This window comes from Flavobacterium sp. SORGH_AS_0622 (assembly GCF_030818825.1).
Classification (GTDB): Bacteria; Bacteroidota; Bacteroidia; order Flavobacteriales; family Flavobacteriaceae; genus Flavobacterium.
The window spans coordinates 3,787,403-3,801,488 of record NZ_JAUTAX010000001.1; the positions used below are offsets into that span (position 1 = coordinate 3,787,403).

The window sequence follows — 14,086 nt, forward strand, 5'->3', positions numbered from 1 at the left end:
TTTTAATCTTTTAAGTTAATTTTATAGCTACTTCCTAGTTCAACTTGCAATAAAAATGTTTTCAGCACCTTACCTTTCTTTAATCTTAAATCAATATTGCTTAATGCTAAATTAACTAAAGCATTTATATTATGAAAAGATGCTTTAAATGTAGGATTCCAGCATCCTTGTGGATTAAACATATCCATTAAATCTTGATTAATTTCTTGAAAAATTTCTGAATTCTTGTTATATATATTATCATTTTCAATTATACATACTAAATCATTAGCGTGATTTGATATCGACATATTTACAATAGTTCTATTTCTTATTTCTAATTGATCCAAAATAATATTAACATCATTACTAGCTGAGCAATTAAAAATAAAGTCATATTTATTGAAGAAATCAATGTAATATTTTTTTAAATCTGGCAGAGTTTGAAGCGGTAATAATGGAAAATTATAAGCTTCTACATTTACAAAAGGAGAAATTGCAATTAATGAAATTTTTAATTCATCTACCTTTTGCCTCTCTCCATGCATAAAATTATATTTCCCTCTACATATATTTCCAACTTCCTTTATGTCATAATCTAAAATATCAACATATCTACATCCCCCTCTAACCAAAGATTCTGATAAATTACTACCAACAGCTCCTAGTCCTAATATTAATATTTTTTTTTCTGTTAAGCCTTTATCTAATTTTCCTCTTCCAAAAAATAACTCATAAGAACTGTCCACTGTCTTACACCATATTATAGGATCTTCTGAAATCTCATTCTTAAAAATTGGAAGATTATAAAAATCAATCTTTAAAGTTTCGAAATGTACTTTATCATTATCAATTGGATAACCATATAATAATATCAAGTACTTGTTCTCTAATAAATGCTTTCTTTCTAGATGTCGTTTAGAATCATTTAGAAACTTTAAAAAATCATTTGATAAAATAGTTCCAAAATCAGACCATTTCTCATAGGCGAAATTGCGATAATAGACTGGTGGTTTTTTCTGCAATGTAATACAACCCTTTATTTGCTCCTTGGAATCCACTATAATATCTACTCCATCCAAAAACAATATTATTACTTCCTGCTTGGCTCTTTAATCCTTGAATCAAAAATGTATTTTTATCATTAAATGTATTATGTTTACTAAAAAACATAAAACCAAAATCATCTTTAGTAAGTGATTTATCAGGGTCAGAGAACAAAAAAATTTGATTTGCATCCTGATTTTTATAAAAAAGATATTCAAAGCGTCCATCGTTTAACTCCTTAATATAATATTTGTCTACCCACTCCAATAAAGCTTTAATATCAAATTCTAACTTATATTCCAAATCTGGATGCGTAGGATTATGGAAACAGACTGATCCATCAAAATTTATATGGGAATATTTTTTCAAATCTTCATTTACAAACCTTATTGATTCCGTGCTGCCTTCTTTTAGAGGATAATTGTTTGAGATTTTAACTTCAAAAATAATATTTGGTTTCAATAAACACGAAACCTGAATTTTTCCCACAATACAACTATCGATGATCTCAAAATTTTTAATTATTTTAAGATCGTCGAATTGTTGAAAAATATTTATTATTGAGTTTAATTTCTCTTCCATTTATAATCCAAATTGGTTGCTTGGTGGAATTATAGCTTTCGATGAATCATTAATTCTATAACTGCTTTTAGATTCAGATGATTCCTCTACAATCTTATATTTTTCGTTTTCTTTAAAATGATTTTTTAAATTTTCATCATTTAACTCTACCTGTTCCAATAAGAATTTAAAATCATTTTTTAGCAAAGTTTTTTTATAACTATCTATTGTTTTTGCAATATCATTACTTGAATTACCAGGGTCTTTTAATGAAAAATTATCTCCTTCAATTTCATCAATAATATATTCCAAAACCACCTTTAATTTTGACCATAAATTACCAGAGACAATTTTATTCTCAAATGCCTTTATCACAATTAATTCAATGAAAAAAGATTTATAATCCTTATAATTTTGATACTTCCATATTTTAAGAAGTCTTATTATTTGTCTCGCATCACTCTTTCCTTTTATATTATCTATCTGAGCATGAATGTTAGTTTGAGTATAATTTGAACCATAAACATTTATATTTATATTAAGGTAGTTATCATTTGGATAATCACCTTGTTTCAATTCTCTTCCTGGTACTACATCAATTTGCACAATGTCATTATCTTCATCTGCAAAGAATTCAACTCCAATAGAAACTTTTTGTTTTCTTATATAAGCTATTTCTTTATATTCACTTTGTAAAAAATCAAAAAAATCATCAAACATCCCTGTAATTGTTGAAAAAGAATTTCTTTTACAAGGAACGACAACGTCTAAATCAAATTTTGCATTTACAGCAGTATGTTTAGCATAAGACCCTGAATTAAAAGGTGTATAAATGTCATCAACAAATTTTTCTTGTAACTTCTCTTTAATTTCTTTTCTTCTTTCTTTAAACTTATCAAATAATGAATCAATATGTTTCATTTTATGCGTTTCTAGCACATTAACTAAAAAGTCAGATCTGTCAAATCCCATAATTTTATATATTAATTTAACTCATTTTTCAATGGCAATGAGCTTTAACCATATCTTTTTTTATTTTTCATGCAATTTACTCAAATCTATTTATAATAAATTTCTTAGTAATATTTTAATCTACGAGTAACCCGTAAATCGGTCAAAATGCACATTTTTAACATTTTATTCAGTTAAATCCCAAAAAAGCATTTAGCATTCTTAGTCGTTTCCTCCGCAACCTTATCCAAAGTAATCCCTTTAAACTGTGCAACAGTTCCGGCAACATACGGCAGAAAAGCAGGTTCGCAACGGCGTTCGTGGTATTTCTTTAAGAGGCTGTTCGGAACATTTTTAGGAAGCATAAACGGCGCATCGGTTTCGATCATCATTTTGTCGAGCGGTACGTACTGAATGACTTCTTTTAAATGGCTGAAACGTTTGGCATCTGAAATCGCTCCCGTAAAACCGAGATAAAATCCGTTATCGAGATAGGTTTTGGCTTCTTGCAGCGTTCCTGTAAAACAATGCACTACCGCTTTTGGCAATTGCGGTAAATAGTTTTTGGTGATATTCATAAAGCTTTCAAAAGCAGCTCTTTCGTGCAAAAACAAAGGTTTCTGTACTTCGATCGCCAATTCTAATTGGGCTTTATAACATTCTTCCTGTTTCTTTCTGGGCGAAAAGTCACGATCAAAATCGAGTCCGCATTCCCCAACCGAAACGACTTGTTTCTGCTTTAATAAATTCCGCAGTCGTAAAATGCTTTTTTCATCAAAACTCTTCGCATCATGCGGGTGAATTCCAGCCGTCGAATATAATATTCCCGGATATTGTTTTGCGATTTCTAATGAAGCTTCGCTGTTTCGTACGCTCGTGCCCGTGAGTATCATCTGCGATACGTCAGCGTCTAGCGCATCTTGTACGACATCGTCTATGTCGTTTTGGAATTGTTTGTTGGTCAAATTAATTCCGATATCTATGTATTGTTTCATTTCTTTTTTGTTTTTGCCACGAAGGCGCTAAGGCACAAAGTTTTTTTCATTCTTTGTGCTGAATTAATCTCGCAAAGTCGCAGAGGCGCAAAGTTTTTTATGCAATGCCTATAAAATTGTTACACGCAGATTTGAAAAGATTTAAGCAGATATTACAGATTAATTATTAAAAATCAATTAAATCTGCTTTGATCTGAAAAATCTGCGTGAAACAAAAACTTTGCGTCTTAGCGACTTTGCGAGATTCTATTATTTTATTCACTTTGCGTAGACGCACTACAGTGCGCCTCTACACGGAAAACTGTGACTGCGACTGAAAACTAAAAATGAGTCGCAACACTGAAAACTGAGACCGCGACTGAAAACTAAAATCAATCCTCACGGCTTCCGTCATCTGCCATTCTCACCAATTTCGGTGTAAACTTCGCAACCACATCAACCAAATCCTGTTGTGCTTCCATCACTTGGTTGATATCTTTATACGCCATTGGGGCTTCGTCCAGACCTGCACCAATAAGCGTAACGCCATGATCTTGAAGGATAGATTTCATCTCTGTTTTGGTAATGTTTTTGATGGCTTGGGTTCTGCTCATTTGTCGTCCTGCTCCGTGTGAAGCCGAATTTATGGCGTTCTCCTCGCCTTTTCCTCTCACCAAAAATCCTGGCGCAGTCATACTTCCCGGAATGATTCCCATAACGCCTTTTCCGGCTGGGGTTGCTCCTTTTCTATGTACGATCACTTCTTCGCCGTTCCAGATTTCTTTCCACGCAAAATTATGGTGGTTTTCGACTTTGGCTAAAATCGTCGCACCCAAAGCGCGTTCCATTTTGTTATGAATAATCTCGTGACAAGCCGAAGCGTAATCACCCGCCAAATTCATCGCCATCCAGTATTCCTGACCCAATTGTGAGTTCATATCCAGATACGCTAAATTTTTGGCCACTTCTGGAAGTTTACATTCGTCTTTGGCGATTTTAGTATAATGTCCCGCGATTGTGGCACCCATTCCGCGTGAACCTGAATGCGTTAACAAAGCGACATATTTACCTTTTGGGATATTCAAAACCGAATCGTCTTTTACAAATTCCATGATTCCGAATTCTACAAAGTGATTTCCACCACCAGAAGATCCTAATTGCGACCAGGCTTTATCTTTCAAGTTCTTCACAAACGGATTCATATTAAAGGTATCGTTCTCCAAAACCGCATGATCTGATTTGTACTGACCGTGAAATCCGTGACCCGCTCCAAAAATCGAATTGGCAATTAATTCTTTTTTGAATTTAGCTTCGTTTTCAAAGTAAAAATCTTCAGGAATATCATAAACCGACAACGCCATTCTACACCCAATATCAACCCCAACACCATAAGGAATAATGGCATATTTTGTGGCCAAAACTCCGCCAATCGGTAATCCGTAACCTTGGTGTGCGTCTGGCATTAAAGCTCCTGCAACTGTTACTGGTAATTTCATGGCCACTTCCATTTGTTTTCTGGCTCCGTCTTCGATATGATCCAATCCGTAAGCCGAATACGCATTCGGATTCTGATTTAAAGCAATAAAATCTTCTGGTTTTTCATTCGATTTTTCGATTAAAGCAACAGCCAGTTTACTGAAGACTTTATCGTCTATATAATTCTCTGGAGTTTCTAAGACGTTTTTGAAATTAGCGATCATTTCGTCTCTTGTGAATCCGTTGCTTGTGTTGTTTATTTTTAAGGCAATCCCAATTATTTTTCCTTCCGGGAATCCTAATTCTAATATATCTGTACCGTTTATTTGTGTTTTCATTGTTTTGTTTTTTAAGGGACAATCCCGATAGCTATCGGGACAGAGGTTTATAGGTGCAAAGGTTTTATATAAGTGCGCAATTATTTTAAAATCGACCACGATTTTCTTTTTGCAGTAATAAAATTTTATGAATTCTCTTAATTTCTACTATTATTGGTTTTATTTCATATTCTACATTGAGCATCTTAAAGATTTGTTTATCATAAAAATATGCCCTAAAAAATGTTCTGCCATCATCTACATATGTTAGTGGTCCAACGTATTTTTGCATTACCTTCCATGTAGCAAATTTTTTTAAAAAATCGTCTAATTTCTCATCAAAATGTTCGATACAATTTCGCATATCTCGATTTTTCAAAACACTCGAATCACTAACATGATAAACTTCACGTAGCTTTTCCCCTCGAATTTTATAATATCCAGTGTTTTTTGAAGGCCAAAAAAATCGAGAAATACCTCCTGCATTTAGGATAATGTTTTGAAGTAAATCTAGAATTGCATTGTCATTCTTGCAATCATGATTTCCATTTTCCCAAAATTTGTTTACTGACGCAACGTCATTCAAAATTGAATGTGTTTTATTTAATAATGATTCAACATAAAACGCTTCGTCAAAAGGATGGATTTCAAATTCTGAATTTCTCATATCTATCAATTTATTTTTTCAAAGATTCAAATACTACTGCGCAATTATTCTGCGTAGATTAATTTATTCTAGTTTTTCTCATTTTATGTCATTTCGACGAAGGAGAAATCCTCGCGAGAAGCTCTATGAAGATTGGCTTTTCGTTGCGGAGTTACTTGTGGAGATTTCTCTCCCGAAGCCTCGGGATCGAAATGACAAATATTACTCAGAAAAATCTTTGCGACTCTGCAAGATTAAATTTACCAAACTTTGAGGAGACGCACAGCAGTACGCCTCTACAAAACCTTTGTCCCTTTGAACCTTTGCCTCTTTGTACCTAATTAAACCTAATCCACTAATAATTGCGTAACAACTGCTGGATTCATCGCCCATTGCGCTGTATAAACCTCATCTGCAATTTCATTTTCGGTGATTGTTAAGCCTTGAGCTTCCGCTTTCAGCTGTAACAAACTACCAATATTCAATTTACTGTTTAATTTTGATAACAACGCCTGAACGCCTTTGAAATCCAAACCGCCTATAAACCTGACCTCCGAAAGTCATCTCTAACCAAACGATTTCTCTTTTGGCTACATCCAACACTCCAAAAACCAAACCTTTGGCAACATTCTGCGTCACACGAACCTGATGATCTACACACGACGGATCGTATGCTACACCCGTTTTCTCCGAAATTTTCATCGGGTGTTTACTGTTCATCCAACCAACAATTAAATTTGGCGTAATACTTCCGTTGCTGTACGCATTACAAGTAAAAGTTACAAATTTAGCTTTGGCCTTCGCCAATTCGTCGATGTTGATGTTGATATATTCGGCCGTTCCAATTTTATTCGGAATACTTCTGATATCACCACTATGCTGGCAACCAGTTGTAGTCAATCGGCTGAAAGAACAAATATCGGCTTTATCTTCATAAGCGATATGACAGCTCAAATCCATATCTAAATGCTGTGCTGGCAAATCTTTACCCCATTGCATAAACAATCGCACTTCGTTACCTTCAACTGGGAAACGTGTTCCCATTAATGCAACCGGCAAATCCTGAACGGTTTCGCTTCGATCTCCTATAGAAACCGGAATGTTAAACAACTGCGGATCGATATACATTGTCTTGTTTTTGTTCGCCATTTTTGCAAATCGTTTTTTCATGGCCAAAAGACACAATTCTTCGATTTGGTTTTTCATTGCTTCCAACTGCACATCATCATACAATTTCAATAAACCGTTTGGTTCGATTCTTTTGTTTGTTCCGCCCAAAGGTTTCACACTTCGCTGCATATTTTTATCAAAGTAATTTTGAGCATACATATTTAAAGTAAACACCAATCGAGCCGGAACTTTATCGATGATTTCTTCAAAATGGGCAATTGTTTCTTCTGCTCCAAACCATAGCATATTCGAAAATAACGAACGTGCAAACAATCCTGGACGTTGTTTTAATAACGCAAATGTTTTATCGGCATCAAATTTCAATCTTGACGAATCTACTTTGCTTTGCCAAACATCATACACTTGGTTGTAGAAACACATCCATTAAAAAGTTCAATTTCTCAAACCCTTTTCTTTTGCTGTATTCTGCCAAACGAAGCGCTCGAATAAAACGAACCCACATTCCGCGTTTTGGATGCATGATTTCGCACATGGCTTCAACGTCCATGGTCATATTGTTTAACCAGTTTGCCACCATTAAACATTCTTTTCTTGAATATTTAAGTTTCAAATCTTTTGCAGATGCAATTCTAGCCTGCGCACTTGTATCCAAAGAATTATGAAAATGCTGGCCATTTTTAGTCGCTCTTTTAACAATCGTTTTTGGCTCGATAATCTGCAACATTCCAGTATTTTTATACCATAAATATCTTAAGATATCAGTTGGTGTTTTTAAAAATTGAGATGCTTCGGCTTCTTTACCGTTTTCAATCAAAAGACCGATTACTAGCATTAAAGTTTCCTTCATTGCAACATCAACTTTTGGCAAAGGCAAATTTTGCATCGCCATTTTTAAACTATCTAGCTGAGTAGCGTCTAAAGCCGTTTTTGACTGCAATAATGAGATATATAAATCATTTAAATCTTTTTCTGTCCACAATTCAAGTACTTTCAATTTGCTTCCCTGACCTAATTTTTCGATTTTACCAAATTCAAACGGAGTTCCGCAGAACGGACAACCGTTGTATCTTTCTAATGGAAAAGTATTATCTGGGATAATATGTCCACATTGTAAAGTTGTTCCGTTTTTTGTTTTAAAAACATTTCCGAAATATGTGATAATATGATCTACAACAGATTCTCCCGTTGGGATATTCCATTCTTTTACCAATGGCGTCCAGTTTTTATCTGTTCCTAAAACTTCTCTCAGCACTTCTAAAACTTCTACTTTATAATTTGGGTTTACGTTGTTTAAAGCGTGCAATAACGATTCAGAAAATGTAAATCCAAGTTTAGAAACATTGGCTAATAAAACCGATGTTGTTCCTGATAAATTTTTAATATCATTCGAAATCATTTCTGATGGAATGAAAATCGCATTTTGACGTAAACTGATTTTTAATAATTCTCTTGTTTTCATTTTTTTTAATTTTTAAAATTTAGATAATGGTGTTTCTGAGTTCTACCTAAAAGATTTTGAAGTAAGAAACACTTGACCTTAAATTGGAGTGTAATTGATTAACTGAGTTTATCTGGTGGGTTTCCCCGAAGAAGTAAGTTAATCTTGACCCTCGCTTTTTATTAATGATAATTTTAAAACTTTAATACCAACTCCCTTATGGAAGCTGGGAAATTAACCTATAAGAAGTAAGTTTTAATTGACCATTAATAGTGGAACAGGTGGGATTCGAACCCACGACCCGGACATTAAAAGTGTAAGAAGTAAATTTTGATTGACCTTTGATTGATAATTTCAAAACTACCTGCTCTACCGCTGAGCTACTGTCCCATATAATAGTAGAATAAAAAGGTAATGGTGTAAGTGTGTACGTGGAAAGTGTTTCGAAGTAACTCCAACTTGACCTGTTTTATTCTTTTTTTATTTCTATGAACGTTTGTTTTTATTTCTGAACAAAGATTTCAAAACTAGTGCGCAGTTATTTTGCGCAGTAAAAATTTTGCTTTCATTTTTGAGAAATAGTATTTGTTTTATTTCTTGAACAAAGATTTCGAAACTACTGCGCAATTATTTTGCGCAGTAAAAAAAGAATTTTAAATTTGAGTAAAAAACAACATGAATTTAGAGAAAATTTATTCTGAATTACTCTCAAATATTGGCTTTTCAGCAAATGAAATTCAGCAGAACTGGGCAGGTTTAGAAAAGGCATATTCCAAAAAATCAAGGCATTATCATAATCTCACACATTTAAAAGAAATGATAGAAAGCTTTGAAACCTATTCTAATAGGCTTCAAAATCCGAATGAAATATTATTTTCTATTTTTTATCATGATTTTGTTTATTCGGCTTCCAAAAAAGACAATGAACTCAAAAGTGCTGAGTATGCTTTGTCGATTTTACCTGAAAATGTAAACTTAAATAAACAATTGGTTTTTGATGCCATCTGCGCTACACAACAACATCAGCAAAATGAAATTGAAGATATCAATTGGTTAATCGATTTTGATTTGAAAATCCTTACGAAAGATTGGGACGATTATAAAATCTATTTTGAACAGATTAGAAAAGAATACCGTATTTATCCTGATTTTCTATACAAACCCGGGCGCGCCAAAGCTTTGAAACATTTTTTAGAGAATGAATTTATTTTTCAAACTGAGGAATTCAGGAGTTTTTATGAGGAAAAAGCTAGACAAAATATTGAAAAGGAAATTTCAATATTAACATAAAGTATGTCTGTAGAGACGCACTGCAGTGCGTCTACACAACGAATATCCACAATACGTTAGACGCACTGCGGTGCGTCTCTAAAATACAAACCGAAAAACAAACATTCTTATGTCACAAAATAAAAACGCCTTAATCCGTTATAAAACCATTGATAAATGTCTGCAAAATAAATACAGACAATGGACACTCGAAGATTTAATCGAAGAATGTTCTGAAGCTTTATTTGAATACGAAGGACGACAAAACCCGATTAGTAAACGAACAATTCAGATGGATATTCAGCTGATGCGAAGTGAAAAACTGGGATACAATGCGCCAATTGTGGTTTACGATAAAAAGTATTATAAATATGAAGACGAAGATTTTTCGATAACGGATATTCCGCTGACGGAAACGGATATGAATGTTTTAACTGAAACGGTTTCGATGTTGAAACAGTTTAAGGATTTCTCTTTATTTAATGATGTATCAGATATTTTACAGCGTTTAGAGGATAAAATCTATTCTGAAAAATCACATACCAAGCCCGTAATTTATCTGGATAAAAATGAGAATCTAAAAGGGCTGCATTATCTGGATGAAATATATCAGGCTATCATAAAGAAAATGGTTCTGATAATTACGTACAAATCTTTTAAATCGAGAGAAGAAACAAAATTTCATTTTCATCCTTTTATATTAAAAGAATTCAACAATCGCTGGTTTTTAATCGGAAAGAAAAAAGCATTACAGCCTATTACCAATTTGGCTTTGGACAGAATCATTGCAATTGACTACGATTTTAATCATCCTTACCTAGAAGAAGATTTTGATGCTGACGTTTATTATAAAGATGTAATTGGTGTTACGGTAAATTCGGGATTAAAAGCCAGGCGAATTGAAATATGGGTAGATGCGTCGAATGCACCTTATGTATTGACAAAACCTTTACACACTTCCCAGCGATTAATTAAGGAAAATGAGGACGGAAGTATTATTGTCCAATTATATGTGATACCAAATTATGAAATGGAAAGACTTCTTCTAGGTTTTGGAAGTTGTATGGAGATTTTAAGACCAGAAAGTCTGAGAAATCGTATGAAAAAGATACTTCAAGATGCCATTTCTCGCTACGATTCTGAAAATTCAACTGAAATAAATGCATAATTTTTTAAAGAATATCGAATTAAATCCGATTTAAAAACCAAAAAGACATTTTTACAGAATGGAAAATGTTAAAATCTAAAAAAAGAATAGTATATTTCCCTATAAATAAACCACCAAATCACTCTAAATCAGTGATATTTTTTAACTAACCAAAAATTTATTAAAAAATTATATGCATGCATAGTATTTTTTAATTATATTTGAAATCGATATAGTTACCTATGAAAGACAAGACGATAGATTATATTTTGAGAGCGACGTGGCAGGCTGTTTCAAGAATGTATAATGAAGAGGCTGCCAAATATGATGCTACAATGGCAACAGGATTTGCTCTTTTAAGTATGGACAAGGAAGAAGGAACTCCATCAACCGCTTTAGGTCCGAGAATGGGCATGGAAGCAACGAGCTTAACAAGAACGCTTAAATCTATGGAAGAAAAAGGTTTAATTGTTCGCAAAAAGAACCCAAGCGATGGTCGAGGCGTTTTGATCTACCTGACCGAATTTGGAAAAGAAAAAAGAGATTTATCTAAAAATACAGTTCTGAAATTTAATGAAACGGTTAGAAAACATGTCTCAGACGAAAAGCTGCAGCATTTTATAGAAGTTTCTGAAATTATCAACGAATTAATTCAGGACAAAAATATTTTCAATCATACAGAAAACTCAGAAAATGAATAATCTCCTTTAAAGAGAAAATTCAAATTCTACCCAAAAAAACAAATTTTACAAATATGAAACGCACAATTAAAAAAGTTGCTGTAATTGGATCCGGAATTATGGGTTCAGGTATAGCTTGTCATTTTGCTAACATTGGTGTTGAAGTTTTACTTCTTGACATTATCCCGCGCGAACTGACAGAAGCTGAAGCTAAAAAAGGATTAACACTTGAAAGTAAAGCCGTTCGCAACCGTGTGGTAAACGAACATTTGGCGAATTCATTAAAATCGAAACCCTCTCCTATTTACAGCCAAAAATTCGCTAGCCGAATTACAACTGGAAATACGACTGATGATATGGCAAAAATTGCCAATGTTGATTGGATTATCGAAGTTGTAGTGGAACGTTTAGATATCAAAAAATTAGTTTTTGAACAAATTGAGAAATTCCGTAACCCGGGAACTTTAGTTACTTCTAACACTTCTGGTATTCCAATTCACTTTATGAGTGAAGGAAGAAGCGAAGATTTTCAACAACACTTCTGCGGAACTCACTTTTTTAACCCTGCGCGTTACTTAAAATTATTTGAAATTATTCCTGGTCCGAAAACTTCAACTGAAGTGTTGGATTTCTTAAACGAATACGGATCTAAATTTTTAGGAAAAACTTCGGTTGTTGCTAAAGATACTCCGGCGTTTATTGGAAACAGAATAGGAATTTACGGAATCCAGAGTTTATTCCATTTAGTAAAAGAAATGGGATTAACGATTGAAGAAGTGGATAAATTGACTGGTCCCGTAATTGGTCGTCCAAAATCAGCTACTTTCCGTACGGTTGATGTTGTTGGTTTGGATACTTTGGTACATGTTGCTAATGGTATTTATGAAAACTGCCCAACTGATGAACAACACGAATTGTTTAAACTTCCAGAATTTGTTACCAAAATGATGGAAAACAATTGGCTGGGAAGCAAAACGGGACAAGGTTTCTACAAAAAAGTAGATAAAGATATTCTTTCTTTAGACTTAGATACATTAGAATACCGCGCTGCGAAAAAAGCAAATTTTGCTACGCTTGAACTGACAAAAACTATCGATAAACCAATCAATCGTTTTAAAGTTTTAGTAAAAGGAACAGACAAAGCGGGAGAATTCTACAGAAAAAGTTTCGCTGGAATGTTTGCTTATGTGTCGAACAGAATTCCTGAAATCTCAGACGAATTATATAAAATTGACGATGCCATGAAAGCTGGTTTTGGATGGGAAAATGGTCCATTCGAAATCTGGGATGCTATTGGTGTTGCCAAAGGAATTGAAATCATGAAAGCCGAAGGTTTAGAACCTGCTGCATGGGTTAACGAAATGCTGACTTCTGGAAGCGAAAGTTTCTATACTGTAAAAGAAGGAGCAACTTATTTCTACAACATTCCAACAAAATCTCAAGTTAAAGTTCCTGGACAAGATTCATTCATTATCCTAAACAACATCCGCGAAAGCAAAAAAGTTTGGAGTAACAGCGGTGCAATCATTCAGGATTTAGGTGATGGAATTTTGAATTTAGAATTCCAATCTAAAATGAATACCATTGGTGGCGATGTACTTCAAGCCATCAACAAAGCAATTGACTTATCTGAAAAAGAATATCAAGGTTTAGTTATTGGAAACCAAGCAGCGAATTTCTCTGTTGGAGCTAATATCGGAATGATTTTCATGATGGCAGTTGAGCAGGAATACGACGAATTGAACATGGCAATCAAATTGTTCCAAGACACTATGATGCGTGTTCGTTACTCTTCTATTCCAGTTGTTGTAGCGCCTCACGGAATGACTTTTGGCGGTGGATGCGAAATGAGCTTACACGCTGATAAAGTAGTTGCTGCTGCTGAAACTTATATGGGATTAGTTGAATTTGGTGTTGGTGTGATTCCAGGTGGTGGTGGTTCTAAAGAAATGACCTTAAGAGCTTCTGATTTATTCCGCAAAAATGATGTGGAGTTGAATGTTCTTCAAGAATATTTCTTAACAATCGCAATGGCAAAAGTATCGACTTCTGGTTACGAAGCTTTTGACACTGGACTTTTACAGCACGGGAAAGATATTATCGTAGTAAACAAAGATCGTCAGATCGCTGAAGCTAAAAAACATGCTTTATTATTAGCTGAAGCTGGATATACACAGCCTATTAGAAGAAATGATATTAAAGTATTAGGAAAACAAGCTCTTGGAATGTTCTTAGTTGGAACGGATCAAATGGAAGCTGGAAAATACATTTCTGAACACGACAAGAAAATCGCTAACAAACTGGCTTATGTTATGGCCGGAGGTGATTTATCTGAAGCGACTTTGGTTTCTGAACAATATTTATTAGATATCGAACGTGAAGCTTTCTTGAGTTTATGTACAGAGAGAAAAACTCTTGAACGAATCCAATATATGTTAACTAAAGGAAAACCGCTTCGTAATTAGAAAAG

10 protein-coding genes, 1 tRNA gene and 1 pseudogene are annotated in these 14,086 nt (G+C 33.8%); 4 read left to right on the forward strand and 8 right to left on the reverse strand.

Going from position 1 to position 14,086, the window contains the following annotated elements; translation table 11 throughout:
* Window positions 1–2: 2 nt before the first annotated feature.
* From QE431_RS15940 to QE431_RS15975, 8 genes and pseudogenes are all read right to left on the reverse strand, one after another.
* Window positions 3–1,061 (reverse strand): ThiF family adenylyltransferase, encoded by a 1,059-nt coding sequence (locus tag QE431_RS15940; protein WP_307297655.1) that lies wholly within the window; start codon window positions 1,059–1,061, stop codon window positions 3–5.
* Complete coding sequence (locus QE431_RS15945; protein WP_307297657.1) at window positions 961–1,608, reverse strand: hypothetical protein; 648 nt, start codon at window positions 1,606–1,608, stop codon at window positions 961–963. Before QE431_RS15945 ends, QE431_RS15940 begins: the two co-directional genes overlap by 101 nt.
* A complete protein-coding gene (locus QE431_RS15950) occupies window positions 1,609–2,559 on the reverse strand; it encodes a nucleotidyltransferase (RefSeq protein WP_307297659.1) in 951 nt (316 codons plus the stop codon).
* 173 nt (window positions 2,560–2,732) lie between these two features.
* Window positions 2,733–3,533: a TatD family hydrolase gene (locus QE431_RS15955; protein ID WP_307297661.1), complete on the reverse strand. Its 801-nt coding sequence runs from the start codon at window positions 3,531–3,533 to the stop codon at window positions 2,733–2,735.
* Window positions 3,534–3,904: 371 nt separating this feature from the next.
* Window positions 3,905–5,326 (reverse strand): RtcB family protein, encoded by a 1,422-nt coding sequence (locus QE431_RS15960; RefSeq protein WP_307297663.1) that lies wholly within the window; start codon window positions 5,324–5,326, stop codon window positions 3,905–3,907.
* 85 nt (window positions 5,327–5,411) lie between these two features.
* The gene (locus QE431_RS15965; RefSeq protein ID WP_307297666.1) at window positions 5,412–5,972 is read right to left on the reverse strand and encodes a hypothetical protein; all 561 of its coding nucleotides are present in this window, start codon (window positions 5,970–5,972) and stop codon (window positions 5,412–5,414) included.
* 326 nt (window positions 5,973–6,298) lie between these two features.
* Window positions 6,299–8,541 (reverse strand): annotated as a pseudogene (locus tag QE431_RS15970) (hypothetical protein).
* Window positions 8,542–8,793: 252 nt separating this feature from the next.
* Window positions 8,794–8,910, reverse strand: a tRNA-OTHER gene (locus tag QE431_RS15975).
* A gap of 285 nt (window positions 8,911–9,195) precedes the next feature.
* Here QE431_RS15975 and QE431_RS15980 point away from each other — a divergent pair.
* The 4 genes from QE431_RS15980 (at window position 9,196) to QE431_RS15995 (ending at window position 14,081) form a co-directional block, all read left to right on the forward strand.
* Complete coding sequence (locus QE431_RS15980) at window positions 9,196–9,810, forward strand: hypothetical protein (protein WP_307297668.1); 615 nt, start codon at window positions 9,196–9,198, stop codon at window positions 9,808–9,810.
* Between the two features lie 109 nt (window positions 9,811–9,919).
* On the forward strand, window positions 9,920–10,957 hold the full coding sequence (locus tag QE431_RS15985) for a YafY family protein (protein ID WP_307297670.1): 1,038 nt from the start codon (window positions 9,920–9,922) through the stop codon (window positions 10,955–10,957).
* Between the two features lie 221 nt (window positions 10,958–11,178).
* Complete coding sequence (locus QE431_RS15990) at window positions 11,179–11,637, forward strand: MarR family winged helix-turn-helix transcriptional regulator (RefSeq protein WP_057116687.1); 459 nt, start codon at window positions 11,179–11,181, stop codon at window positions 11,635–11,637.
* A gap of 53 nt (window positions 11,638–11,690) precedes the next feature.
* Window positions 11,691–14,081 carry a 3-hydroxyacyl-CoA dehydrogenase/enoyl-CoA hydratase family protein gene (locus QE431_RS15995; RefSeq protein ID WP_307297672.1) on the forward strand — a complete coding sequence of 797 codons (2,391 nt, stop codon included), beginning with the start codon at window positions 11,691–11,693 and terminating at the stop codon, window positions 14,079–14,081.
* Window positions 14,082–14,086 lie beyond the last annotated feature (5 nt).